The sequence below is a fragment of the Lactococcus sp. SK2-659 genome (assembly GCF_020218185.2).
GTDB lineage: Bacteria > Bacillota > Bacilli > Lactobacillales > Streptococcaceae > Lactococcus > Lactococcus lactis.
In genome coordinates, this window is sequence record NZ_JAIWQZ020000003.1 from 54342 (window position 1) to 77790 (window position 23449).

A 23449-nucleotide genomic window follows, 5' to 3' on the forward strand; every position below is an offset into this window, starting at 1 on the left:
TTGCCAGTATTTTGTCAATGCTAACTTTGTTAGACAGACAAAAACTCCCCGCTTGCTGACAGCATTCTAGTAATTCTGTCAGTAAGAAAATCGATGGCAAAAACTATCGAAATTTAAAATAATATAGAGGTAGAATTGTGATTTCTAAACCAGATAAAAACAAACTCCGCCAAAAACGTCACACACGTGTACGCGGTAAAATTTCAGGAACATCTGAAACTCCACGTTTGAACGTTTTCCGTTCAAACACAAACATTTATGCACAAGTCATTGATGACGTAACTGGTACAACACTTGCATCAGCTTCATCACTTAAATTGACTGGTACTAAAACTGAACAAGCCGCAGAAGTTGGTAAACTCGTTGCTGAAGCTGCAAAAGCTAAAGGCGTTGAAGAAGTTGTCTTCGACCGCGGTGGTTACCTCTATCACGGACGTGTTGCAGCACTCGCTACAGCAGCTCGTGAAGCTGGATTGAAATTCTAAGGAAAGGGGTAATTAAACATGGCAGAAAACAGAAGAAATGATCGCGAACAAAGCGAATTTGAAGAACGCGTAGTTTCAATTAACCGCGTTACTAAAGTTGTTAAAGGTGGACGTCGTCTTCGCTTTGCAGCACTTGTTGTTGTTGGTGACCGTAACGGTCGCGTAGGTTTCGGTACTGGTAAAGCTCAAGAAGTTCCTGAAGCTATCCGTAAAGCAATCGAAGCAGCTAAGAAAAACCTTATTACAGTTCCTATGGTAGGTACTACACTTCCTCACGAAGCACTTGGTGTCTTCGGTGGTGGTAAAATCCTCCTTAAACCAGCTGTAGAAGGTGCTGGAGTTGCCGCAGGTGGTGCCGTTCGTGCCGTCCTCGAACTCGCTGGTGTTGCTGACGTAACATCAAAATCACTTGGTTCAAACACACCAATCAACGTTGTTCGTGCAACTGTTGATGGATTGAATCAATTGAAACGTGCTGAAGAAGTTGCTGCATTACGCGGTAAATCTGTATCAGATTTCGCCTAAGGAGGAAAAAATGGCTCAAATTAAAATTACATTGGTAAACTCACCAATCGGCCGTATCCCTGCTCAACGCAAAACTGTTAAAGCACTCGGTCTTGGTAAACTCAACAGCTCAGTAGTAAAAGAAGGTTCACCTGCTATTCTTGGTATGGTAAACTCTATTTCTCACTTGGTAAAAGTTGAAGAAGCATAATTAATATTAAAAAAAACAATTCTGTCTTTACTGACAGGATTGTTTTTTTACTGACAGAAATCTAGAGTACTTAAAAAAAGATTATTTGCTATTTTTTAGAATAATAAAATATATTTGCAAACGACGAAATGGCTTGTAATTCCAATCGAAAAATAGTAAAATAATAGAAGTCTGATATCAGGCAAATAAATATATTAACGTATCGGCGAGTTTGTTTTTCACGTTCCTTACATGGAAAATAGGCGACAGCAAGGTACAAAATAAGGAGAAAAAAATGGAACTTCATTCATTGAAAGCTGCTGAAGGCAGTCGTAAAGTACGTAACCGCGTAGGTCGTGGTACATCATCAGGTAACGGTAAAACATCTGGACGTGGACAAAAAGGTCAAAAATCTCGTTCAGGTGGTGGAGTACGTCCTGGTTTTGAAGGTGGACAAACAGAATTGTTCCGTCGCATGCCAAAACGTGGTTTCTTGAATGTTAACCGTAAAGAATACGCTATTGTCAACCTTGAAACTTTGAACCGTCTTGAAGATGGAGCAACTGTTTCAGCTGAAACCCTCGTAGCTGCTAAAATCATCAAGGACGTTAAATCAGGTGTTAAAGTTCTTGCTAACGGTGAATTGACAGCTAAAAAACTTACAGTTAAAGTTGCTAAAGTATCTGCTGCTGCTAAAGCTGCAATCGAAGCTGCTGGTGGTTCTGTAGAAGAAGCTTAATTTTTACACTACAATTGGCGGTTGAATTTTCAACCGCTTATTGTCTATTTACAATTAAAACGCTTTAAGGAGATTTTATGTTTTTTAAGACGCTTAAGGAAGCCTTTAAGGTCAAGGACGTCCGAGCAAGAATTCTCTTTACGATTTTCATCCTTTTTGTTTTCCGCTTAGGTGCTCATATTACGGTACCTGGCGTCAACGTTCAAAACTTGACAGAAGTAAGTAATCTTCCTTTCTTGAACATGATGAACTTGGTTTCTGGTAATGCAATGCAAAACTATTCACTTTTTGCAATGGGGGTTTCGCCTTATATTACTGCTTCAATCATTGTTCAATTGTTGCAAATGGACATTTTACCAAAATTTGTTGAGTGGTCAAAACAAGGGGAAATTGGACGTCGTAAACTGAATCAAGCGACACGTTACATTACCTTAGTGCTTGCTATGGCACAATCTATCGGGATTACTGCTGGTTTCCAAGCTATGAGCTCGTTAAATATTGTGCAAAATCCAAATTGGCAAAGCTATTTGATGATTGGTGCAATTTTGACCACTGGTTCAATGGTTGTCACTTGGATGGGTGAACAAATTAATGAAAAAGGATTTGGTTCAGGTGTTTCAGTAATTATCTTTGCTGGGATTGTATCTAGTATCCCATCGGCGGTCAAATCTGTTTATGATGAAAAATTCTTAAACGTTCGACCTTCAGAAATTCCAATGTCTTGGTTATTTGTCATTGGTCTAGTATTGTCAGCAATTATCATTATTTATGTAACAACTTTTGTTCAACAAGCAGAACGTAAAGTACCTATTCAATATACTAAATTGACTCAAGGTGCACCAACAAGTTCTTATTTGCCACTTCGTGTCAATCCAGCTGGGGTTATCCCAGTTATCTTTGCTGGTTCAATTACAACTGCTCCAGCTACGATTTTGCAATTCTTGCAACGTTCGCAAGGAAGTAATGTAGGTTGGTTGTCAACTTTACAAGACGCCTTGTCATATACGACTTGGACAGGAATGCTCTTCTACGCATTATTGATTGTGCTCTTTACATTCTTCTACTCATTCGTTCAGGTCAATCCTGAAAAGATGGCTGAAAACCTTCAAAAACAAGGTTCTTACATTCCATCTGTTCGTCCGGGTAAAGGAACCGAAAAGTATGTATCACGTCTCTTAATGCGTCTTGCAACGGTAGGTGCGCTCTTCCTTGGTTTGATTTCAATCATTCCAATTGCCGCCCAAAACGTTTGGGGACTTCCAAAAATTGTCGCTCTTGGAGGAACATCACTCTTAATCTTGATTCAAGTTGCTATACAAGCAGTGAAACAACTTGAAGGATATTTACTCAAACGTAAATATGCAGGATTTATGGATAATCCACTTGAAACAAAATAAAATCTTGTCATTAGACAAGGTTTTTCTTTATTTTTTAGCAAAAATACGCTAAAATAGTGTAGGTAAAATCACAGAGAACATCTGCAATTTACTGACAGTTCTGTCAGTAATTTATAAATTAAAATCAGGAGAAAACAAAATGAATTTATTAATCATGGGACTTCCAGGAGCTGGTAAAGGAACTCAAGCTGAGTTCATCGTTAAAAATTATGGAGTAAATCACATTTCAACAGGTGACATGTTCCGTGCCGCAATGAAAAACGAAACTGAAATGGGTAAACTTGCTAAATCTTTCATCGATAAAGGTGAACTCGTACCTGATGAAGTAACGAACGGAATTGTTAAAGAACGTTTAGCACAAGATGATATCAAAGCTTCAGGCTTCTTGCTTGATGGATATCCACGTACGATTGACCAAGCTCATGCACTTGATACAATGCTTGAAGAACTTGGAATTAAACTTGATGCCGTTGTAAATATCGTTGTTAACCCAGATATTTTGGTTGACCGTTTAAGTGGTCGTTACATCTGCCGTAACTGTGGTGCAACTTATCATAAAATCTTCAATCCAACTAAAGTTGAAGGCGTTTGTGACGTTTGTGGTAGTCATGACCTTTATCAACGTGCGGATGATGTTCCAGAAACAGTTAAAAATCGTTTGGATGTCAATATTAAAGAATCAGCTCCAATTATTGAACACTATACTGAACTTGGACTTGTTAAAAACATTGAAGGTGAACAAGAAATTAGCCAAGTAACAGAAGATATTAAAAAAGTTTTAGGATAATAAAAATAAAAACCTCTGTCAGAGGTTTTTTTAGTAAAATAGCAAGATTAGAATACAAAATTTTACTGACAAGCTCTCTGTCAGTAAAATTATAAAAATGAAACACCCGAAAACATTGCCATGAATAGCTTTGAAAGCGAGTAATAAATTAAACATGTACTCAAGCTAGAAAAATAAAGGCTTTTCTAAAAGAAAGACTTGCATTTGTTGCTGAAAAATGCTAAAATACATAAGTCCGACTTTTTAGATATATATAGTATATATCTTTCGGGAAATTTCTAAGGAGGTACTTTTGCTTGGCAAAAGATGATGTAATTGAAGTAGACGGCAAAGTCGTTGACACCATGCCGAATGCGATGTTCACGGTTGAACTCGAAAATGGTCACCAAGTCTTGGCGACGATTTCAGGAAAAATTCGAAAGAATTATATCCGTATCTTGCCTGGAGACAAGGTTCAAGTTGAACTCTCACCATACGATTTGACACGCGGACGAATTACTTACCGATTTAAGTAATCCGGACATTCATTGAGTGCATGATGCACAGTAACCATAGAAAGGAAGACACAATGAAAGTAAGACCATCAGTTAAACCAATCTGCGAATACTGTAAAGTTATTCGTCGTAACGGTCGTGTAATGGTAATTTGCCCTGCCAATCCAAAACACAAACAACGTCAGGGATAGAAAGGAAATAGAAAAATATGGCTCGTTTTGCTGGAGTTGATATTCCAAACGAAAAACGCATTGTTATTTCATTAACATACGTATTCGGTGTTGGACTTCAAACATCTAAAAAAGTACTTGCAGCTGCAGGTGTCTCAGAAGATATCCGTACAAAAGATTTGACATCAGATCAAGAAGATGCAATCCGTCGTGAACTCGATGGCTTGAAACTCGAAGGAGACCTTCGTCGTGAAGTGTCACTTAACATCAAACGTTTGATGGAAATTGGTTCTTACCGTGGTATGCGTCACCGTCGTGGACTTCCTACACGTGGACAAAACACTAAGAACAACGCTCGTACACGTAAAGGTCCTGCTAAATCAATCGCAGGTAAGAAAAAATAATTAAATAGAAAGGAGTTAAAATGGCAAAAATTACACGTAAACGTCGTGTTAAAAAGAATATTGAATCTGGAATTGTTCATATCCAATCAACATTCAACAACACAATCGTTATGATCACAGACGTTCATGGTAACGCCCTTGCTTGGTCATCAGCTGGTGCACTTGGTTTTAAAGGTTCTAAAAAATCTACACCTTTCGCCGCTCAAATGGCTTCAGAAGCTGCTGCTAAAGCTGCTCAAGAGCAAGGTTTGAAAACTGTATCTGTTACAGTTAAAGGTCCTGGTTCAGGTCGCGAATCAGCTATCCGCGCACTCGCTGCAGCTGGTCTTAATGTAACATCTATCAGTGATGTGACTCCTGTACCTCACAATGGTGCACGTCCTCCAAAACGTCGTCGTGTATAATTAGTTGCTCTTGTCACTAATCACTTTTCGCTTAGAGGAGAACATACATGATTGAGTTTGAAAAACCAAAAATTACTAAATTTGACGAATCAGAAAATTACGGTAAATTCGTTGTTGAACCACTTGAACGTGGTTATGGTACAACTTTAGGTAACTCTCTGCGTCGCGTCCTTTTGTCATCACTTCCTGGTGCTGCTGTGACTTCAATTCAAATTGAAGGTGTTCAACACGAATTCGCAACAATCCCTGGCGTACGTGAAGATGTCATCCAAATCGTTCTTGCGGTTAAAGGAATTGCCATCAAATCATACGTAGAGTCTGAAAAACAAATCGAACTTGACGTAACTGGTCCTATGGATGTTACTGCTGGTGATATCTTAACTGATAGCGACATTGAAATTGTCAACAAAGACCATTACTTGTTCTCTATTGCTGAAGGTCACTCAATGCGTGCTGTAATGACTGTTAAAAAAGGATACGGCTATGTTCCGGCTGACGAAAATAAAGTCGATGGAGCGCCAATTGGCACAATTGCTGTAGACTCAATTTACACACCAGTAAGTAAAGTAAATTATCAAGTAGAACCTGCCCGTGTAGGTGGAGATTCTAGCTACGATAAATTAACACTTGAAATTACTACAAACGGTACTATCGTTTCTGACGAAGCTTTGTCACTCTCAGCTAAAATCTTGACAGACCACTTGAACTTGTTCGTTGATCTTTCAGAAGTTGCAGCTGAAGCCGAAACACTTGTTGTTAAAGATGAAGTTAAAACAGAACGTGTGCTCGATAAAATTATTGAAGAAATGGACTTCTCAGTTCGTGCTTACAATGGTTTGAAACGCGCAGGTATTAACACTGTTGCTGATATTGTTGAAATGAGCGAAGCTGACATGATTAAAGTCAAAAACCTCGGTCACAAATCAGTAGAAGAAGTCAAAGTTAAATTGACTGAATTGGGACTTTCCCTTAAAAAAAGAAAATAATAATATAGGAGGAAACAAATGAGCAATCGTAAACTCGGACGTACATCTTCACAACGTAAAGCTATGCTTCGTGATTTGACTACAGATTTGATCATCAACGAAACTATCGTTACAACTGAAGCTCGCGCTAAAGAAGTTCGTCGTACAGTAGAAAAAATGATTACGCTTGGTAAAAAAGGTGACCTTTCAGCTCGTCGTGCAGCAGCTGCTTACGTACGTAATGAAATCGCAATTAAAGATTTCAACGAAGAAACTGAAACTTTCCCAACTGCCCTTCAAAAATTATTCAACGACCTTGCTAAACGCTACGAAGGACGTAACGGTGGTTACACTCGTATCCTTAAAGTAGAACCACGTCGTGGTGATGCTGCGCCTATGGCAATCATTGAATTGGTTTAATTGTATTAAATCTTGAAGTAATAATAAAATACTAAATTGAGTGTTATGATGTTGGCGGGGGTTTCTGTGGGTGCATGTGTTGAGTTGTGATTGACTCTCTTTCGCATCAGCCTTGCTTATAGTCTAGCTCTGTCTGATTAGATTAAATTTCTAATCTAGTCAGGCCACTCAATTTATTTATTTTAGCCGTTGTAGCTCAGTCGGTAGAGCAGCACCATGGTAAGGTGAAGGTCGACAGTTCGATTCTGTTCAATGGCATATTTTTTTACAGTAGATATATTTAAATATGAGAAGTCTTATTTTATAAAATAAGACTTTTTATTGACTTTAAAAGCTTTAAAAAGCGAATAATGTCCACGGTTAAATACATTTGTTTACAAAAACGGCTCCTAATAAAATGAATGATTATAATATGCACGCACCTATTAATGATATGCAAATTGCCGAGGATATTCATCTTACTTTCAATCACATGATGATGTCAATTTTTCATAGAATAGTTGTGAACAAAAAATGAGAAAAGCAATTTTCGTTGACTTTGATGGAACAATCAATATTCGGAAGACAAAAAGTACTTTCAAAATTTGAATATTGGTAAAAAGTGGCAGACTTTTTTTACTTTGCAAGCCATTTTCCTTATATTACTGGCTTGTCCAACCATTTCTACAGAATGTTAAGAAGAAATTAAATGCTTATGAAAACTATTTTGGACAAAAATAATAATATTTTCTTGATGTAAATCAATGTTTTATAGTCTTTTTAAACTTATAATAAGACTATAAATATTGATGCATAATTGCAGGAGGAAAGTATAAATGTCAAAAATAGTAATGAAATTAGATGAATTGAGCTGTCCATCATGTATGGCTAAGATTGAAGGAGCTTTAAATACAACAAATGGAGTAGAAACGGCAAAGGTGCTGTTCAACGCTTCAAAAGTCAAGGCAGAATTTGATGACAATCAGGTAACTGCTACTGACTTAGTTAGTAAAGTTGAGGGGCTTGGCTATGTTGTCCAAAAGAGTAAAGTCACGGAAATTTAAAGCTATGATGTGCTAACTATTTTTTATCTAAGATTCGTGTCAGACACTCTGAAATATGATAAAATGGTAGAAGAATAAAATCCTTAATCAAATAAAACAGCGGATTATCCGCTGTTTTGTTACATTTTAATAAATTTTACGTATGAATAAGTGGAGGGAAAATGGCGAAGAAAAAATCATCATTTATTTGTCAAAATTGTGGCTATAAGTCTGCAAAATACTTAGGACGTTGTCCAAACTGTGGCGAATGGTCTTCTTTTGTTGAAGAAGTTGAAGTCCAAGAAGTTAAAAATCAACGTGTTTCAATGACTGGCGAACGTTCAAAACCATTGAAGCTAGATGAAGTTGAATTATTTGATACTCCTCGGATTGAAACGGACTTAGATGAATTTAATCGTGTATTAGGAGGGGGTGTTGTTCCTGGTTCATTAGTTTTGATTGGGGGAGACCCTGGGATAGGTAAATCAACTTTACTTTTACAGGTTTCTACTCAATTGGCTTCTAGAGGTCGTGTGCTGTATGTGAGTGGTGAAGAATCAGCCCAACAAATTAAACTAAGAGCTGAGCGTTTAGGAGATATTGACCGTGACTTTTATCTCTATGCTGAAACAAATATGCAGTCGATTCGTGCAGAAGTTGAGCGCTTAAAACCTAACTTCTTAATTATTGATTCCATTCAAACAATCATGACACCAGAAATTCAATCAACTCAAGGCTCTGTAAGTCAAGTTCGTGAAGTGACTGGAGAATTGATGCAAATTGCTAAAACGAATGATATTGCGACCTTTATTGTTGGTCATGTGACTAAAGAAGGTCAGCTGGCTGGGCCAAGGATGTTGGAGCACATGGTTGATACGGTGCTGTATTTTGAAGGAGAACGAAATAATACATTTAGAATTCTTCGTGCTGTAAAAAACCGTTTTGGTTCAACTAATGAAATTGGAATTTTTGAGATGCAGGGTCATGGCTTGGTCGAAGTGACTAATCCCTCAGAGGTCTTTTTAGAAGAACGCTTAGAGGGCTCGACTGGATCTGCGATTGTTTGTGCACTTGAGGGAACACGGCCCATATTAGTTGAAATACAAGCACTGACGACACCGACAATGTTTGGAAATGCTAAAAGGACTACCTCAGGCCTAGATTTTAACCGTGTAAGTTTAATTATGGCGGTGCTTGAGAAGAGAACAGGGCTCTTGATGCAAAATCAAGATGCCTACCTCAAATCTTCAGGGGGAGTAAAATTGGATGAGCCAGCCATTGACCTCGCGGTTGCGGTTGCTGTGGCTTCAAGTTATAAAGAACTTCCAACAGATGCGCGTGAATGTTTTATTGGTGAAATTGGTTTAACGGGTGAAATTCGTCGGGTGACCCGAATTGAACAAAGATTAAATGAAGCTGCAAAACTAGGGTTTAAAAAAGTATATGCTCCTAAAAATTCAATTGTAGGGATTGATATTCCTGAACAGATTCAAGTGATTGGAGTAACAACTTTAACTGAATGTTTAAAACTAGTCTTTGGCTAATATAAAAATAAGGCTATTTCATTAATGAAATAGCCTTTGCTTTTTATGAATGACTCATCTTATAAGAATAATAAGCTAATAGAACTAATAGACTAGAGCCGATTAATGTAAAATCACCTAACCATAAACTTAAAAGTGAAGAAATAAAGGCTCCCACAACAAATGATAAAGCAAGAGATAAGAAGATGAGTGAATTTTTTAAGTCCTTTGTGTTTTTAGAAACTATATATTGTCCTAGATTTGTTCCAAAAGCTTTGATATTACCTGTGGACATGATATTAGCATAAGGAAGTCCTCTGACTCGAGTAAAGGTATCACCTTGAATAACCATAAAAAAGGAGAGAATTCCAACAAAAAGTGAGGCTGATAAATGTAAAAAAGTAGCGAAGGCGAGAGAAATGAGTAAAATACCAATCATTTGTATGAAGAGAAGGGATTCAATTTCACTTTTATTATTTTGGGTTTTATATTTGGTGAATAAGGTCTTGAAAAGTGCACCTAGTGCAAAAAATAAAATTGGAATAATAAATTGAAAAGCTTTCTCCAAATTTCCATGGGCTAAATTAATTCCAGTCTGAATCAAATTCCCAGTTTGGAGACTAGCGAAACGGCCGTCAAAATGAAAAAAGGTAAAGGCATCAACAAAGCCTGTATTCATAGCAAGTAATAGAGCAACAAGTAAACTTTCTTTAGAATGGACTGCGGATTTAAGCATAATTTTTTCCTTCATAATCTGTAAAAGATAAGGTCATTATAGCACAATGATCATCTAATGTACTCTATTTAAAATAAAAAATTAAATGATCGCTAATAAGGGATACAAGTTATAAAATAATAAATATAGCATGAGAAATTAAATAGATTTCTTGTGTTTGGATAAGCAATATTAAAGGAGCGTGTGGTATAATTGACACAGGGCTTTCTTGTAAGCCTATCCATTTTCTAAAAGGAGGAAAAGATATGCGTCGTTGGATTATTCATCTTGTTATGACTGTCATCGGAGCATCGCTAGGTGTTGCTGTTGTACCATCAATTTTAAAGGTATTTGGTTGGGACACAGGGATTTTGCAGAACGAAGCTGTTGACGGTGTGATTGGTGCAATTATTTTTATTATTCTTTCATTTATATTTGCCGGTTCAATGCTTAATGGGTTGAAAAAAATAGATTCTAGAATTTCCAAAATGAATATGTCAAAAATGGTCTTCAATATTATTGGGATTGTTCTTGGTCTTCTAGTTGGGGTTATTGGAAGTATTCCATTAAGATTTTTAAATGTTCCTATTTTAAGTAATATCATTTCATTCATACTTGTTTTGGTGATGATTTATTTGGGATATGTTTTATTTGATCGACGAGGAGACGAAATTGCTAGAGTGCTTTTTCGTAAACGCCGTGAAGCAATGGCAACTGAACCAGCAGAAGTTGCTGAGGAAGTTGTCAGTGAATCTAAGAGTAATAATAGTATTTTATTGGATACAAGTTCAATCATTGATGGTAGGATTTTAGATGTAATTAAAACAGGGTTTATTTCAGATAAAATTATTGTTCCTAATTTTGTGATTTTAGAATTACAATTAATTTCTGATAGTTCAGACCCACTGAAAAGGGCTAAAGGACGTCGGGGCTTGGATTTGGTTAATGAATTGACTAAATTTGATCAAGTTGAAATTTCTCAAGTTGATTTTCCAGATGTTCGAGAAGTTGATACTAAACTTCTTAAATATGCAAGTTCTACTGGCTCAAAATTAGTGACGAATGATTTTAATCTTAATAAAGTTGCTGAAATTCAGGGTGTTCAAGTTCTTAACATTAATGACCTTGCTAATGCTGTGAAAACACAACTTGTTGTGGGCGAACATATTAACGTACAAATTATTCGTGCTGGTTCTGAACGTCAACAAGGCGTGGCTTATTTACCAGATGGAACAATGATTGTCATTGAAGATACTGCAAAATTGATTGATAAAACAGTTACTGTTGAAGTTGCTAAGGTGCTACAAACAAGTGCTGGTCGAATGATTTTTGCTGATTTAGTAAAAAAATAAAGAAGAAAACCGATAAATTATCGGTTTTCTTCTTAAATGAATTTTGAGTATTTAGGAGTTTAATATGTATTTAAAACGTTTTATTCAATTGTTTGTAGTTTTTTTAATTTCTTTAGCTGTTTTTGCTTTGATATTAGAAATGAATTTTGGAAATTATTGGTTAAGATTTGTTTTAGGACTTATCATTGCTTATGTTTTTCTTACTTTACCACTTGTTCTCTTAACAATTTTTAAAACTAATAAAAAGGCTAATGTTGTTGGTACGAATGCTGTAGAAAATGAACTTGCTTATCTTTTAAAAGACTTTCCAGGCTACCTTGCTTTAAGTGTGACTGATGAAAATTCAAAGAGTTCAACAACGATTATGAGTTTTATTCAAGCTCAAAAAACGGAAAATATTTTCTACATGGTTGCGGATAAAAAAGCTTCAAAGATTAGTGATCTAAAAAGAAATTCACAAGTGAGTTTTACGACTTGGTTTGATAAGTTGGAAAAAGGAGGGCGTTTGACTTCAAATCGGGTTCATGCAGAAATCTTAGAAGAGGCTAAAGCTCAAGAAATTGTGAAAAAAGAAGGATTAATCCTATCTCTTCATGAAAATGCGGAGAATATGTCAATTATTGCTTTAAGGATTGAATCGGCCCTTTATGAAAATTTTAAAGGTCAAACTAAAGTTATTAATTTTGAAAAATAATTTATTAAAACTGCTTTTTAGCAGTTTTTTTATTTTAATAAAAGTGGGAAATATTGATATTTTAGCTATATTGTATTACTATATAGATGTAGTTAGTATTACTAAATAGTGGGGGAAAAAATGAATCAAATTACAGAAATGTTGAAAGGAGTTCTTGAGGGGTGTGTTTTAGAAATCATTGGTCAAGGGGAAACTTATGGTTATGAAATTACTCAAAAACTGCGAGAACTTGGTTTTGAAGATGTTGTAGAAGGAACGGTATATACGATTACGATGCGTCTTGAAAAGAAAGGGTATGTTGAGATTAGAAAAAAGCCTTCAAAACTTGGTCCCGCTCGAAAATGGTATCGTTTAAATGAGGTAGGGCAAATTGAGCGAGGAAATTTTTGGAAAAAATGGGCTTTTATTTCAGAAAAAATGGAGTTTTTACGTCATCAAAATTTATGGAGTGAGCAGAAGGGAGAAAATCATGGTGGAGCATAGAAATATTGTTGATCGAATGATTGGTCTTGAAGAAAAAAGAGAATTTCGCGAATTTGAAAATCATGCTCAGAAACTTGGAGAGAATTATTATGAAGATTATAAGGAATTAAAAAAATATATATGGCACTCTGGGGTAACGAAATGGGCAGATTTCAAATTTATTTTTGGACAAGTTCTTGATTTACTTGAAGAAGCTAAAATCCAAGACAAAGAATTAACTGATTTAATTGGTTCAGATGTTGCGGCATTTATTGATGAGATGGTGGATGATACGAGTTGGGAAAAAAAGAAAAAAAATAAACTTAATAAGGAGCTGAAAAATGGTTTTAGATAAAATTAGTGACCTTCTTGCTGAAAAAAAAGACTGGCAAGAAATGCAAAATCGAGCTAAAAAATTACCTAAAGATTTTTATCAGGCTTATCGTTCAATTCAAAAATATATGTTCAAAATGGGGGCAACAGATTGGCATATTTTTAAGGATATTATTGAATTATTTGAGTTGGCAGTAGTTGATGGGCGAAGTCCAGCTGAGGTTCTGGGCAATGATGTTGCAACTTTTGCGGACGAATTATTAAGTGATAATAAAGAGGACTGGCGAAATAAGTATCGTCAAGAATTGAATGATTATTTTGCTCAAAAGTAATCAATAGCTTTTACTGATAAGTCTGTCAGTAAAATTGAAAATTTATCAATAAAAAAAGTTACTGACAGGTTTGTTAGTAACTTTTGTTTTTTTTAAAATTCCATGACCATATTGTACCAAGTTTCTCCACCGAATTTTGACTCGGAAAGTCCTTCGTCAGTAAAGCCGTGTTTTTCATAATAGGGAACTAAATAATCATGGCAAGTAAGACTGATTCCCAAACGTTTTTTCGATTTGGCTTCTTTTTCAAGTAAAAGGAGTAAGTTTGTCGCAATTCCTAAGCCTTGATAATCAGGGTCAACGGTTAAACTGATGATTTTTTGGAAACCACCTGTTTTGGGATTGGCTTTGGTACGTTCAAAAGATTCATCATCCAAGTAACGACCTTCTGTAACAGGACCAGAAACGTAACCTACGACAGTTCCTTCACTATTTCTTGCTGCGATAAAGCTATCAGGAATTAAGTTAATTCTTTCGATCATTGACTCTACAGAGAGGGCTTCATTTTCTGAGAAAGTAGCTCTTTCAATACGGATGACATCATCTATATCATTTGGCATAATTTGAGTATAAGTAATTTCATTCATACAATTAATTCTAACATAGACTGTTCAGAAAGGAAATCAATAATCATCGTTAGTAATTAAAAGAATAAATAGTTTGTCGTTTAAAGGATATGAAGTGGTTTAAAAATCTAAAATCTTTAATAAAATAAAGTTTAACTAAATGTTTACTTAAGATTTACAAAAAATTTACATTGAGTTTTGGAGAATGGGATAAAATGAAAGGGTAGTAATCAAACCAATGGAGGTTTTATGAACACAAGCGGAAAAAAATTCCTAGGAATTTTAATTGGAATTTCAGCTCTTTTATTAATTATTGCGTCTTTGGGGGATTTGCAAATTTCTAAAATGGTTATGGATCAAAATTCAATTTTTGGTAATCTTTTTCAGATATTTGGAATGTTTCCGTCAGCGCTTATCCCTTTTATTTCAGCGGAAATTATCTTCATTTATGGTCTAAGACAAGATAATCAACTGACAAAATGGATTTTAGCGATTTCTGGACTTGGCTTTGCTTATTGGTCAGCATGGGGCTGGGTTGATGGTTGGATGTTTTACGGTGTGACCACACTTAATAACATCAAAAATCATCAGCCACTGGGTGCGGCAAATAACAGTATTGGAGCCACAGCGACTTATTCTTTTGGACTTGAAGCACTTTTTACATTTATTATCCTGGTCATCGGAACATTTTTGATTTATAGATGGCTGAGCAAGAAAACTTACGAAGAATTAAGTCAATTGATTATTGTGGCGATTGCTGGGATTGCTGTCGTTTATGTCAGCAACTCAATTGTCAATACGATGAAAGTTAACTGGGGGCGTTTTCGCCCTTATGAGGTTAAGGAAATTGTTTCCTCTACCAAAGGAACGTTCACTAATTGGTGGCATTTGAACGGTCAAACAGGTCATCAATCATTCCCGTCAGGTCATACAATCGCAGCGGCTGCAGCACTCTTTTTACCATTTTTTGCTGACAGAAAAAATCTTAAAGGCCAAAAGATTTTGGCTTACAGCGGATTTATTTTCACACTTTTAATGATGGCTGCTCGGGTCCGAATTGGTGCACATTTCTTATCGGATACTACGATGTCATTAATTATCGCGTCTTTAGTTACTTTTGTTGCCACAAAGGCAATTGGTTACTCATTTATTGAGGAAGAATTTCTCAAATAGAAAATTATAAATGATTACTACAAAAATAACATTCTTTGGGGTGTTATTTTGATTTTGGTTGTAAATTCTTTGTTTTCTGGAGAGATTGTCTTATACTAATGCTAAGAAAATCAATTTTTGAAAGGAATAAAAAGATGAAAACAAGTGATGCTTTGATTGTAATTGATATGCAAAATGAGGTATGTGCTGGGATTTATCGGCGAGAAGAATTAATTGAGCAAATTAATCAACGAATTATTACTTATCGAAAGGCTAAAAAACCGATTATTTTTATCCAGCATAATGATGATGAACTGATAAAAGAAAGTTTTGGTTGGCAAATGATTCCAGAATTGCTGACAGCATCTACTGACAAGTATGTTGAAAAAACGCATGCCAATGGTTTCTATCAAACGGAACTGCAAAAACTACTGACAGACTTGTCAGTAAAATCGATTGAATTTTGCGGTGCTCAAACTGAATTTTGTGTTAACACGACGCTTGTTTTTGCTCATGGTCTGGGCTATCAAAATTGGATGCAAAGAGGGGCAAGTTCAACTTTCGATAGTAAATGGCTGTCAGCAAAAGAAATCGTTGATTTTTATGAAAACCATCTTTGGGATGAACGATTTCTTCAATTCTTAGATTAAATTTGTCAATGATAGATTACAAATAAATTTTAGGTCGGCATGCTTTCTTAATTTGTGGTAAAATAGAGGTGATTGTTAGAGTAGTTTAGGCTATTTAAAACCAAGAACGATTCATTTCTTACAGAAAAGAAGTGAACGAATTAATGAGGAGAATTGGATTAATATGAATAAAAAAATCCGCGTCCGTTACGCACCATCACCAACAGGACTTTTGCATATCGGGAATGCTCGTACAGCCCTTTTTAACTATCTTTTTGCCCGTCATCACGGGGGAGATTTTATCATCCGTATTGAAGATACAGACCGTGAACGTCACGTAGAAGATGGTGAGCGTTCACAACTTGAAAACCTTCGTTGGTTGGGAATGGATTGGGATGAAAGTCCTGAAACACATGAAAACTACCGTCAATCAGAACGTTTGCCTTTATATCAAAAATATATTGACCAATTGTTGACTGAAGGAAAAGCTTATTATTCTTATAAAACGCCAGAAGAACTTGAAGCTGACCATGCGAAACAAGAAGCGGCAGGAATTGCTCCACACTATATTAACGAATATGCTGGCATGAGTGATGATGAAAAAGCAGCTTATATCGCGGAGCGCAAAGCGCAAAATATTGAACCGGTTGTTCGTATTTCTGTTGATGAAAAAGCAATTTATAAATGGAATGATATTGTTAAAGGCGACATTGAATTTGAAGGTAAAAACATCGGTGGAGATTGGGTAATCCAAAAACGTGATGGTTACCCAACTTACAATTTTGCTGTTGTTGTTGATGACCATGATATGCAAATCTCACATGTTATCCGTGGAGATGACCATATTGCCAATACGCCAAAACAATTAGTTGTTTACGATGCTTTGGGTTGGGAAGCACCACAATTTGGTCACATGACTTTGATTATTAATTCTGAAACTGGGAAAAAATTATCAAAACGTGACACAAATACACTTCAGTTTATTGAAGACTACCGTAAAAAAGGTTACATGTCTGATGCCATTTTCAACTTTATTGCACTTTTGGGCTGGAATCCTGGTGGAGAAAAAGAAATTTTCTCTCGTGAAGAATTAATTGAACTTTTTGATGAACATCGTTTGTCTAAATCACCAGCAGCCTTTGACCAAAAGAAATTGGACTGGTTGGATAATGAATACATCAAAAATGCTGATTTTGCTAAAGTATTTGAATTGACAAAACCATTCCTTGTTGCTGCTAATCGCTTTGATGAACGTGCTGAGGAACTGGTTAAACTTTATCAACCACAAATGAAATCAGCAGATGAAATTGTTGAATTAACAGACCTTTTCTATGGAGATTTCCCAGAATTGACTGATGAAGCTCGTGAAATGTTGGCTGCTGAAACAACACCATTAGCTTTGAGTACTTTCCGTGCAAAATTGGCTGAACTTCCTGAAAATGATTTTACAGTGGAAAATATTTTCCCACTCTTTAAAGCGACTCAAAAAGAAACTGGCGTAAAAGGTAAAATGCTTTGGATGCCAATTCGTATTGCAGCTTCAGGTTCAATGCATGGTCCAGAATTACCAGAAACAATTGCACTTCTTGGAAAAGAAAAAGTATTGGCTCATTTGGACGCTGCTTTAAATAAATAAATTAATCAAAAAATGACTGACAGAAAAAAGCGTAGCTTTTGAGTATTCTGTCAGTAATTTTTATTTATAAAAAGATTGCTGTCAGTAAAATAAAAACTCGTCATTGACGAGTTTTTTAATTATTTGAATTGGTCAGCAGCTGGAATATGGCTGTCATGGAAATATTGTTCTGACAGTTTTTTAAGTGTGCCGTTATCATAAAGTTTTTTGAGTTCAACATTCAAATCTTTTTGCAATTTGCTTTGGCTGTTATCAAGAATAAAGTAATCATAAGTCTTAAATTCTGGTTGTTTATCCAAGTCTGTTGGAACAGTATCCACTAAACCTGTGATTGCATGTTCTTTAATCAAATTTTCTGCGGGTGCTTTAGAAGCAAATAAGAAATCAATTTGTCCACTAGAAACAGCAGATAAACGGTCGGCTAAAGGACGTTGGCTGTATTTAACATTAATTTTTTTGTCTGGATGATTTTTGTTCCAGCTTTCAAACATATCACCATAGTTGGTTCCAGCAGGAATTTCTGTCGTTTTACCAGCAAGTTGAGAGATTTTTGTAATATTTTCTTTAGATGTTGAGAAAATCGCATCAATTCCTTGGCGAACAGGATAGCTAAAGAGATATTTTTCAGAACGTGCTTTTGTCTTACCAAAATTATTTGCCGCAATTTGTGCACGGCCACCGTCTAAAGCAGCTAAAATCGCACTATCTTCATAGACTTTAAAGTCGAATTTATAATCCTTCATGTCTTTGTCAGCAGCTTTTAAAATATCATATTCAAAACCAGTCATTTTGCCATTTTCGCTGTATTCATAAGGGACAGAAGCGGCAGAAGTTGCAACAGTTACGGTTGTTACTTTATCTGTTGATTTAGAAGATGAATTATCTTTTGACGAGCAAGCAGCAAGTAAGCCAATTGAGGCAATTCCAACTGTTGCAAGAGTCAACAATTTTATTTTTTTCATATCAATTTCTCCTCAGAAATTTTGTCAGCTCAGTTTTTATTTTAAATTTGGAAGCAGGTTACGAGTGAGCTGACTTTTAATATAGACATAATATTAACATAATCTTAAAAAAACCACCATAAAAAAGATTTATGACGGTTTTTTAACTTTTATATGGTTCCGTTAGCGAAAATTTCAAAAATTTTCTTATCAAAATGCTCAGTTTCCCAAGTACATTCTGGGTGCCATTGGACAGCAAGCACATGTTTTTCTTTATTTTCAATCGCTTCAACTAAGCCATCGTTTCCATGAGCAATGGCCGTCAAGCCTTGGCCCAAATCTTTAATGACTTGATGATGGAAAGAATTAACCATATAATTTTCAGGCAAGAAGCCCAAGGCACTTTCTTTTTCAACACTAATATGATGAGTTGGAATTTCTTGTGGTGTTGGACTTTGGAGATGTTTTATCTGACTTGAAGTTTGACTCAAGTCTTGATAAAGACTTCCGCCAAAATAAACATTGAGTAACTGTAGGCCACGACAAATGCCCAAAATAGGTTTATTTGCTTCTAGAGCAGCTTTGATTGTGGCAAGCTCAAAACGGTCACGAATCGGATCAGTTGTTCCTAATTTAGCATTAGGCTCCTCACCATAAAGATAGGGACTGACATCTGCCCCACCAGTCAGTACAATTTTATCTACCAATGTCAGATAATTTTTTATATTTTCGGTTTTGTCAACAGGAAGAACAATCACAGTATGGCCTAAATCCTGAAAAACATCAATAAATGATTGACGAGTATAGCTTACTTTGTTCCACCAAAAAGGGGATTGTTCAACTGTATTGTAAGGAGTTCCAAGAATTCCAATAATTGCCATTTTATTTTTTCACACTTTCAATAGGAATAATGAGTTTAGATTGAGATAAATCAATCTCGTAAGTCACTTTACGATTATCACGAACCGTATGTTCAAAGTCAGTACTATAGAGTATGATCCGAAGTTTATCCGCTTTTTCTAAATGATAAATCGTTGGTTGTAGTTCAAATTTGAGCGTAAACCATTCGTCAGCATTTAAATCACTGACCGTCAGCAAATCTTGATTTTGGAGATTGGTAAATCCTTTAGTGACCAACTGATAAGGACTCTCGACAAGAGGAAGTTCAGCCAAATCATCTAACATAAAGTTTCGGCCACGGTCAAGAACTTTAAAATCTTTTACTCTTGCTTTATCTTCCAGCCGTTTTTTGGGACCAAAATCAAGAATTTGAGCAGATAAGAGTCCTTTACTATCATTTAATTTTAGTCTGATTTCTAGTTCAATTGGACCATTAATTGTTAACTCAGAAGGAAGTTCTAAATCAATGACAGCTTCGTTAGCTTTATTTTCAAATAAATCTTTTTTAAAGACGTTGAAATCTTTAGAATACTTTTTGAAGCTTTCATCATCATAGTGGTTATCAAATTGAGCAAAAGAAACCGCCGTTTTCCCAAGGGGGAGTTTGAGCTGGTCATCGCCCCCAAATTTACTGACAGCTGACCAAACTTGTTCTTTAGAATTTTCCTGTAAAATAACGGGTGGAAGATTTAAATTTAAATCTCTATCTAATAATTTGGCAGAGAAATAAGCATTGATTGTCTCAGAAAAATCAATGGATTGCCAAGAATTCATATAAATATGAGCCCCACGATGTAGAAAGGCATGCTTGGCATGACCTTCTGGCAGAGCCTGCCAAAAATTATAAGCTTGTTCGGGTGTAACATTCCAGTCTTGTAAACCGTGAACAATTAGGACGTCAGCTTTAACTTGGTCAGAATTGATTAAATAATTTCGGTCATGCCAAAATTGATTGTAATCACCAGACTTACGGTCTAAAGCAGTGGTCATTTCTGCTAAGCGTTTTTCGTATTCAGCATTTCCTTTTAAATAATCAGCACCATCAAGATTTCGTGAGTAAGTCAGTGCAGCAAGCACATCTAAATCTTCACCAGGAAAGCCACCAGGAGAACGGACAAGACCATTTTCACGATAGTAATTATACCAAGAAGAAATTCCAGCTTCAGCTAAGATGACTTCAAGTCCATCGACTCCAGTAGTAGCAGCACCATAAGCCATCGTTCCTAAATATGACTTTCCAGTCATGGCTACTTTTCCGTTTGCCCAAGTGGCCTTAATTTCATGCGTCTTTTTACGAGAAGTATAGGCACGAGTTCGGCCATTTAACCAATCAATGACAGCAGTCATACTATAAATTTGCTGATAATCGCCTGAAGTTTGGAAGCCATTTGAGCCACGCGTTCCAACACCAGCCACATAAATAGAAGCAAAACCACGCGTCAAAAAGTAGTCATTTAAAGAGTAAGTCCAACCATGAGTAAAGTGATAAGGTGCTTTATCCACAATAGGAAGTTCTTTGGTTTCAGACGCACGTTTTTGTGGAAGCTTTCCTTGGACATGGATTTTGTGACTGTCTTTTTTTTCCAAATCAACATTCATTTCATGAAGCGCTAAATCATTAGCTTTCTCATTGATTCCCAAATGATAAGGACTTGCGGTCATCACAACTGGAAGTTTTTCTGTGCTTTTTGGACGAATAATTTGAATTTTAATTAAGTCATTTTTTCCTTTTTGCTCAGTATCAACTGGACTTTCAACCCAAATGACCTCACGTTCAAGGAGCGAAGAATCAAAAGTTGCCAATGATTTGTCATTGAAAAAGTGATAGTGATTATCCAAAGGAAGAAGGCCTTCTGAAACCCAATGTTCAACAAGAATCATCCCGCTTTTACGACGGCTACAAAGTAAATAGTAAAAAGCAGAGATGATAGTTTCAGTTGTCATTTCAACATCACTTTGTGGAAGATTAAGTTTTTTAGCAAATTCAGTTGCTTTTCCTATTTCAAAATCAAAATTTGGAACAAAGTCAAGAAGTTGCAAAGCAATATTCCAGAAAATTTCCCAATCTAATTCAATAGAGGATTTTAAGAATTCAATGACATCTAGCTCAGTATTTGCTTGTAAAACAGTCATATCAGTAGGACTTTGAATGAGAAAATCTTTTAAAATTTTCTTTTCATCCCAAAAAACAGACCAACGAAACCCGAGCTGATCAAGTTCTGCTAGTTGTTCATCAAAATTTTTATCAACAATTGAAAAATGATTAAAGCGCATCTTAAGTCCTCCATAAAAAGCATGATAATTCTTTTAATTATAGCAAATTTTCAGTAAATAATCAGACTAAAAGGGTCTAATTTCCAATGAATATTTGAAGCAAGCGCGCTTTTCTGATATAATAGCTGAGGTTATTATATTAAAATCAAATTTTGGAGGGTTCCATAAAAAATGGATGTTACATGGACAGTGAAATATATCACTGAATTTATCGGAACTGCACTACTCATCATCATGGGTAATGGTGCGGTTGCCAACGTCGAACTTAAAGGTACAAAAGCTCACGCACAATCTTGGATGATTATTGGTTGGGGTTATGGACTTGGTGTAATGCTACCAGCAGTTGCATTAGGTAATGTTACTTCACAAATTAATCCAGCTTTCACACTTGGACTTGCAGCCTCAGGACTTTTTCCCTGGGCACATGTTGCTCAATATATTATTGCGCAAGTTTTAGGTGCGATGTTTGGGCAATTATTGATTGTTATGGTTTATCGCCCATACTATCTTAAAACACAAAATCCAAATGCTATTCTTGGAACTTTCTCAACAATTGATAATGTTGATGATAACGATGAAAAAACGCGTTTCGGAGCTACAGTTAATGGTTTCTTAAATGAGTTTCTTGGTTCATTTGTCTTGTTCTTTGGTGCAGTTTCGGCAACTAACATCTTCTTTGGTAGCCAATCAATTTCTTGGATGACAGACTACTTGAAAAAACAAGGAGCAGATATTACATCATCAGATATTATGAACCAAATTTGGGTTCAAGCATCAGGAGCTTCTGCTTCTAAAATGATTGCTCATTTGTTCTTAGGATTCCTTGTTATGGGACTTGTAGTCGCTCTTGGTGGTCCAACAGGTCCTGGTTTGAATCCAGCGCGTGACTTTGGTCCACGTTTGGTTCACAGCCTCTTGCCAAAATCAGTTTTGGGTGAAGCTAAAGGTTCATCTAAATGGTGGTATGCATGGGTTCCAGTTGTAGCACCAATTCTTGCAGCACTTGCAGCAGTTGCATTGGCTAAAATGATTTACAAATTTTAATTATTAAAATAAAAATTACTGACAGAATTTCTGTCAGTATTTTTTTTTATTTAATCATAAGAGCAATGACCAGTCCAAAGAGATTCCAAAGGAGATGGACGCTCATGTTAAGATAAAAATTGCGATATTTAGCATAAAGACTGGTAAGCACAAGACTCATTAAACCGTAAGTTAACCAGCTGTAGAGGTCAGTAGGACCATGCATGTAAGCAAAAAGGAGCAATGCCGTTAAAAAAGCAAAATATTTTTGATTTTTGAAAATGACCTCAAAAATTCCTACCCGATAAACAAGTTCTTCTAAAAAACCAGCAGCAAGTGTTTGGGTCGCAAAGACAGCAATTGGAATCACTTTTTGTAGCTCGTTTAGTGAATCTTGATTACTGGTTGTTGGACTTTGATTGATAATTTGAGCAAAAATTCCTGTCAGAATAGAGACTAGAAAAAGCAAAGCAAAACCAATTATTATTTTTAAAGGAGGAAAATATTTCCAACTTATTTTAGGGATGAGTTCAGCTTTACGAGCAATCAGATAAGAAGAAATAATCGTAAGTAAAAAGATAATGAAAAAGATGACGGTATCTAAGGTTGTGAAATGGTGCTGATAAGCAAAAATGGTTGTCGCAAGCATTGGTAAGTTAGATAAAATAAAGAGTACCAACCAAACTGATTTGTGATAAGCAAAAATTAATCCAACAATCGATAATACGAGAGCTGTCATTAAAAATGGTAAATGAAAAATACTGACAGATAGGGCTGAAAAAAGTAGCGCCAAAATAATCACAATTGCCCAACGATATTTGGCTAATGATTGAAGTTTTTCTATATTAAACATGTCAATATTATAGCATAGTAATAGCTGTCAGCAGAAAAAAATATTTCATTTTTGTTGATAACTTTTGTTAATCTGAACTTGAA

29 protein-coding genes and 1 tRNA gene are annotated in these 23449 nt (G+C 35.7%); 24 read left to right on the plus strand and 6 right to left on the minus strand.

The genetic code is table 11. From position 1 onward, the window contains the following. The first annotated feature begins 137 nt into the window (after window positions 1–137). The 15 genes from rplR (at window position 138) to radA (ending at window position 9525) form a co-directional block, all read left to right on the plus strand. Complete coding sequence (gene rplR, locus LDP15_RS10305; protein ID WP_003129924.1) at window positions 138–485, plus strand: 50S ribosomal protein L18; 348 nt, start codon at window positions 138–140, stop codon at window positions 483–485. An 18-nt stretch (window positions 486–503) separates the two neighbouring features. Further along, on the plus strand, window positions 504–1010 hold the full coding sequence (gene rpsE / locus LDP15_RS10310; protein ID WP_003129922.1) for a 30S ribosomal protein S5: 507 nt from the start codon (window positions 504–506) through the stop codon (window positions 1008–1010). A gap of 10 nt (window positions 1011–1020) precedes the next feature. Then, window positions 1021–1200 carry a 50S ribosomal protein L30 gene (gene rpmD / locus LDP15_RS10315; RefSeq protein WP_003129921.1) on the plus strand — a complete coding sequence of 60 codons (180 nt, stop codon included), beginning with the start codon at window positions 1021–1023 and terminating at the stop codon, window positions 1198–1200. 274 nt (window positions 1201–1474) lie between these two features. After that, window positions 1475–1918, plus strand: coding sequence for a 50S ribosomal protein L15 (gene rplO / locus LDP15_RS10320; RefSeq protein WP_003129920.1), 444 nt, complete (start codon window positions 1475–1477; stop codon window positions 1916–1918). Between the two features lie 77 nt (window positions 1919–1995). Next, a complete protein-coding gene (gene secY, locus LDP15_RS10325) occupies window positions 1996–3315 on the plus strand; it encodes a preprotein translocase subunit SecY (protein WP_003129919.1) in 1320 nt (439 codons plus the stop codon). Between the two features lie 139 nt (window positions 3316–3454). Then, the gene (locus tag LDP15_RS10330) at window positions 3455–4102 is read left to right on the plus strand and encodes an adenylate kinase (RefSeq protein ID WP_010906298.1); all 648 of its coding nucleotides are present in this window, start codon (window positions 3455–3457) and stop codon (window positions 4100–4102) included. 296 nt (window positions 4103–4398) lie between these two features. Further along, on the plus strand, window positions 4399–4617 hold the full coding sequence (infA, locus tag LDP15_RS10335; protein WP_003130554.1) for a translation initiation factor IF-1: 219 nt from the start codon (window positions 4399–4401) through the stop codon (window positions 4615–4617). 53 nt (window positions 4618–4670) lie between these two features. Beyond that, window positions 4671–4787: a 50S ribosomal protein L36 gene (gene rpmJ / locus LDP15_RS10340; RefSeq protein WP_001808836.1), complete on the plus strand. Its 117-nt coding sequence runs from the start codon at window positions 4671–4673 to the stop codon at window positions 4785–4787. A 17-nt stretch (window positions 4788–4804) separates the two neighbouring features. Then, complete coding sequence (rpsM, locus tag LDP15_RS10345; protein WP_003130555.1) at window positions 4805–5170, plus strand: 30S ribosomal protein S13; 366 nt, start codon at window positions 4805–4807, stop codon at window positions 5168–5170. Between the two features lie 20 nt (window positions 5171–5190). Next, the gene (rpsK, locus tag LDP15_RS10350; protein WP_010906297.1) at window positions 5191–5574 is read left to right on the plus strand and encodes a 30S ribosomal protein S11; all 384 of its coding nucleotides are present in this window, start codon (window positions 5191–5193) and stop codon (window positions 5572–5574) included. Between the two features lie 47 nt (window positions 5575–5621). Continuing rightward, window positions 5622–6560, plus strand: coding sequence for a DNA-directed RNA polymerase subunit alpha (locus tag LDP15_RS10355; protein ID WP_003130557.1), 939 nt, complete (start codon window positions 5622–5624; stop codon window positions 6558–6560). A gap of 18 nt (window positions 6561–6578) precedes the next feature. Further along, on the plus strand, window positions 6579–6959 hold the full coding sequence (rplQ, locus tag LDP15_RS10360; protein ID WP_003130558.1) for a 50S ribosomal protein L17: 381 nt from the start codon (window positions 6579–6581) through the stop codon (window positions 6957–6959). 185 nt (window positions 6960–7144) lie between these two features. Further along, window positions 7145–7217: transfer RNA gene (locus LDP15_RS10365), tRNA-Thr, on the plus strand. A 557-nt stretch (window positions 7218–7774) separates the two neighbouring features. Beyond that, window positions 7775–8002: a heavy-metal-associated domain-containing protein gene (locus LDP15_RS10370; protein ID WP_015427150.1), complete on the plus strand. Its 228-nt coding sequence runs from the start codon at window positions 7775–7777 to the stop codon at window positions 8000–8002. Window positions 8003–8163: 161 nt separating this feature from the next. Then, complete coding sequence (radA, locus tag LDP15_RS10375) at window positions 8164–9525, plus strand: DNA repair protein RadA (protein WP_225513493.1); 1362 nt, start codon at window positions 8164–8166, stop codon at window positions 9523–9525. A gap of 43 nt (window positions 9526–9568) precedes the next feature. Here radA and LDP15_RS10380 read toward each other — a convergent pair whose 3' ends face one another. Further along, complete coding sequence (locus LDP15_RS10380; protein WP_015427148.1) at window positions 9569–10255, minus strand: YoaK family protein; 687 nt, start codon at window positions 10253–10255, stop codon at window positions 9569–9571. 230 nt (window positions 10256–10485) lie between these two features. Between LDP15_RS10380 and LDP15_RS10385 the strand changes: the two genes are divergently transcribed. The 5 genes from LDP15_RS10385 (at window position 10486) to LDP15_RS10405 (ending at window position 13392) form a co-directional block, all read left to right on the plus strand. Continuing rightward, window positions 10486–11571 carry a PIN/TRAM domain-containing protein gene (locus LDP15_RS10385; RefSeq protein ID WP_015427147.1) on the plus strand — a complete coding sequence of 362 codons (1086 nt, stop codon included), beginning with the start codon at window positions 10486–10488 and terminating at the stop codon, window positions 11569–11571. A gap of 64 nt (window positions 11572–11635) precedes the next feature. Then, window positions 11636–12265 (plus strand): hypothetical protein, encoded by a 630-nt coding sequence (locus tag LDP15_RS10390; RefSeq protein ID WP_015427146.1) that lies wholly within the window; start codon window positions 11636–11638, stop codon window positions 12263–12265. A gap of 120 nt (window positions 12266–12385) precedes the next feature. Beyond that, entirely contained in the window at window positions 12386–12748 is a 363-nt protein-coding gene (locus LDP15_RS10395) for a PadR family transcriptional regulator (protein ID WP_015427145.1), read from the plus strand. Continuing rightward, window positions 12735–13082 (plus strand): DUF1048 domain-containing protein, encoded by a 348-nt coding sequence (locus LDP15_RS10400; RefSeq protein WP_015427144.1) that lies wholly within the window; start codon window positions 12735–12737, stop codon window positions 13080–13082. Before LDP15_RS10395 ends, LDP15_RS10400 begins: the two co-directional genes overlap by 14 nt. Further along, window positions 13069–13392, plus strand: a complete 324-nt coding sequence (locus tag LDP15_RS10405; protein WP_015427143.1) for a DUF1048 domain-containing protein — start codon at window positions 13069–13071, stop codon at window positions 13390–13392. The genes LDP15_RS10400 and LDP15_RS10405 overlap by 14 nt, the downstream gene beginning before the upstream one ends. A 92-nt stretch (window positions 13393–13484) precedes the next feature. On the opposite strand, the gene LDP15_RS10410 is transcribed toward LDP15_RS10405, so the two are convergent. After that, window positions 13485–13979, minus strand: coding sequence for a GNAT family N-acetyltransferase (locus LDP15_RS10410; RefSeq protein ID WP_015427142.1), 495 nt, complete (start codon window positions 13977–13979; stop codon window positions 13485–13487). A gap of 228 nt (window positions 13980–14207) precedes the next feature. On the opposite strand from LDP15_RS10410, the gene LDP15_RS10415 reads away from it, so the two are divergent. From LDP15_RS10415 to gltX, 3 genes are all read left to right on the plus strand, one after another. After that, window positions 14208–15131, plus strand: a complete 924-nt coding sequence (locus LDP15_RS10415; protein ID WP_015427141.1) for a phosphatase PAP2 family protein — start codon at window positions 14208–14210, stop codon at window positions 15129–15131. 98 nt (window positions 15132–15229) lie between these two features. Next, window positions 15230–15760 carry a cysteine hydrolase family protein gene (locus tag LDP15_RS10420; protein ID WP_012898592.1) on the plus strand — a complete coding sequence of 177 codons (531 nt, stop codon included), beginning with the start codon at window positions 15230–15232 and terminating at the stop codon, window positions 15758–15760. Between the two features lie 163 nt (window positions 15761–15923). After that, on the plus strand, window positions 15924–17375 hold the full coding sequence (gene gltX / locus LDP15_RS10425; protein WP_010906290.1) for a glutamate--tRNA ligase: 1452 nt from the start codon (window positions 15924–15926) through the stop codon (window positions 17373–17375). Window positions 17376–17494: 119 nt separating this feature from the next. Here the strand turns inward: gltX and LDP15_RS10430 are convergent, their stop codons facing one another. The 3 genes from LDP15_RS10430 to LDP15_RS10440 all read right to left on the minus strand — a co-directional run bounded on the left by LDP15_RS10430 (window position 17495) and on the right by LDP15_RS10440 (window position 21490). Then, window positions 17495–18337 carry an amino acid ABC transporter substrate-binding protein gene (locus tag LDP15_RS10430; protein ID WP_004254442.1) on the minus strand — a complete coding sequence of 281 codons (843 nt, stop codon included), beginning with the start codon at window positions 18335–18337 and terminating at the stop codon, window positions 17495–17497. A 149-nt stretch (window positions 18338–18486) separates the two neighbouring features. Continuing rightward, window positions 18487–19197, minus strand: a complete 711-nt coding sequence (locus tag LDP15_RS10435) for a gamma-glutamyl-gamma-aminobutyrate hydrolase family protein (RefSeq protein ID WP_015427140.1) — start codon at window positions 19195–19197, stop codon at window positions 18487–18489. Between the two features lies 1 nt (window position 19198). Beyond that, a complete protein-coding gene (locus LDP15_RS10440; RefSeq protein WP_015427139.1) occupies window positions 19199–21490 on the minus strand; it encodes a Xaa-Pro dipeptidyl-peptidase in 2292 nt (763 codons plus the stop codon). Window positions 21491–21661: 171 nt separating this feature from the next. Between LDP15_RS10440 and gla the strand changes: the two genes are divergently transcribed. Next, entirely contained in the window at window positions 21662–22534 is an 873-nt protein-coding gene (gene gla / locus LDP15_RS10445; protein WP_015427138.1) for an aquaglyceroporin Gla, read from the plus strand. 46 nt (window positions 22535–22580) lie between these two features. Here the strand turns inward: gla and LDP15_RS10450 are convergent, their stop codons facing one another. Beyond that, a complete protein-coding gene (locus LDP15_RS10450) occupies window positions 22581–23366 on the minus strand; it encodes a CPBP family intramembrane glutamic endopeptidase (protein ID WP_015427137.1) in 786 nt (261 codons plus the stop codon). Between the last annotated feature and the right edge of the window lie 83 nt (window positions 23367–23449).

Excerpts from the sequence above, each read along its gene's own strand:
- LDP15_RS10415 (WP_015427141.1), top strand. The coding sequence starts at position 14,208 with ATGAACACAAGCGGAAAAAAATTCCTAGGAATTTTAATTGGAATTTCA.
- gltX (WP_010906290.1), top strand. The coding sequence starts at position 15,924 with ATGAATAAAAAAATCCGCGTCCGTTACGCACCATCACCAACAGGACTT.
- rplO (WP_003129920.1), top strand. The coding sequence starts at position 1,475 with ATGGAACTTCATTCATTGAAAGCTGCTGAAGGCAGTCGTAAAGTACGT.
- LDP15_RS10380 (WP_015427148.1), bottom strand. The coding sequence starts at position 10,255 with ATGAAGGAAAAAATTATGCTTAAATCCGCAGTCCATTCTAAAGAAAGT.
- LDP15_RS10440 (WP_015427139.1), bottom strand. The coding sequence starts at position 21,490 with ATGCGCTTTAATCATTTTTCAATTGTTGATAAAAATTTTGATGAACAA.
- radA (WP_225513493.1), top strand. The coding sequence starts at position 8,164 with ATGGCGAAGAAAAAATCATCATTTATTTGTCAAAATTGTGGCTATAAG.
- rplQ (WP_003130558.1), top strand. The coding sequence starts at position 6,579 with ATGAGCAATCGTAAACTCGGACGTACATCTTCACAACGTAAAGCTATG.
- rpsK (WP_010906297.1), top strand. The coding sequence starts at position 5,191 with ATGGCAAAAATTACACGTAAACGTCGTGTTAAAAAGAATATTGAATCT.
- rpmD (WP_003129921.1), top strand. The coding sequence starts at position 1,021 with ATGGCTCAAATTAAAATTACATTGGTAAACTCACCAATCGGCCGTATC.
- LDP15_RS10430 (WP_004254442.1), bottom strand. The coding sequence starts at position 18,337 with ATGAAAAAAATAAAATTGTTGACTCTTGCAACAGTTGGAATTGCCTCA.
- LDP15_RS10405 (WP_015427143.1), top strand. The coding sequence starts at position 13,069 with ATGGTTTTAGATAAAATTAGTGACCTTCTTGCTGAAAAAAAAGACTGG.
- LDP15_RS10435 (WP_015427140.1), bottom strand. The coding sequence starts at position 19,197 with ATGGCAATTATTGGAATTCTTGGAACTCCTTACAATACAGTTGAACAA.
- LDP15_RS10450 (WP_015427137.1), bottom strand. The coding sequence starts at position 23,366 with ATGTTTAATATAGAAAAACTTCAATCATTAGCCAAATATCGTTGGGCA.
- LDP15_RS10385 (WP_015427147.1), top strand. The coding sequence starts at position 10,486 with ATGCGTCGTTGGATTATTCATCTTGTTATGACTGTCATCGGAGCATCG.
- rpsM (WP_003130555.1), top strand. The coding sequence starts at position 4,805 with ATGGCTCGTTTTGCTGGAGTTGATATTCCAAACGAAAAACGCATTGTT.
- LDP15_RS10410 (WP_015427142.1), bottom strand. The coding sequence starts at position 13,979 with ATGAATGAAATTACTTATACTCAAATTATGCCAAATGATATAGATGAT.
- LDP15_RS10370 (WP_015427150.1), top strand. The coding sequence starts at position 7,775 with ATGTCAAAAATAGTAATGAAATTAGATGAATTGAGCTGTCCATCATGT.
- LDP15_RS10355 (WP_003130557.1), top strand. The coding sequence starts at position 5,622 with ATGATTGAGTTTGAAAAACCAAAAATTACTAAATTTGACGAATCAGAA.
- rpmJ (WP_001808836.1), top strand. The coding sequence starts at position 4,671 with ATGAAAGTAAGACCATCAGTTAAACCAATCTGCGAATACTGTAAAGTT.
- LDP15_RS10390 (WP_015427146.1), top strand. The coding sequence starts at position 11,636 with ATGTATTTAAAACGTTTTATTCAATTGTTTGTAGTTTTTTTAATTTCT.
- gla (WP_015427138.1), top strand. The coding sequence starts at position 21,662 with ATGGATGTTACATGGACAGTGAAATATATCACTGAATTTATCGGAACT.
- secY (WP_003129919.1), top strand. The coding sequence starts at position 1,996 with ATGTTTTTTAAGACGCTTAAGGAAGCCTTTAAGGTCAAGGACGTCCGA.
- rpsE (WP_003129922.1), top strand. The coding sequence starts at position 504 with ATGGCAGAAAACAGAAGAAATGATCGCGAACAAAGCGAATTTGAAGAA.
- LDP15_RS10400 (WP_015427144.1), top strand. The coding sequence starts at position 12,735 with ATGGTGGAGCATAGAAATATTGTTGATCGAATGATTGGTCTTGAAGAA.
- LDP15_RS10330 (WP_010906298.1), top strand. The coding sequence starts at position 3,455 with ATGAATTTATTAATCATGGGACTTCCAGGAGCTGGTAAAGGAACTCAA.
- LDP15_RS10420 (WP_012898592.1), top strand. The coding sequence starts at position 15,230 with ATGCTAAGAAAATCAATTTTTGAAAGGAATAAAAAGATGAAAACAAGT.
- LDP15_RS10395 (WP_015427145.1), top strand. The coding sequence starts at position 12,386 with ATGAATCAAATTACAGAAATGTTGAAAGGAGTTCTTGAGGGGTGTGTT.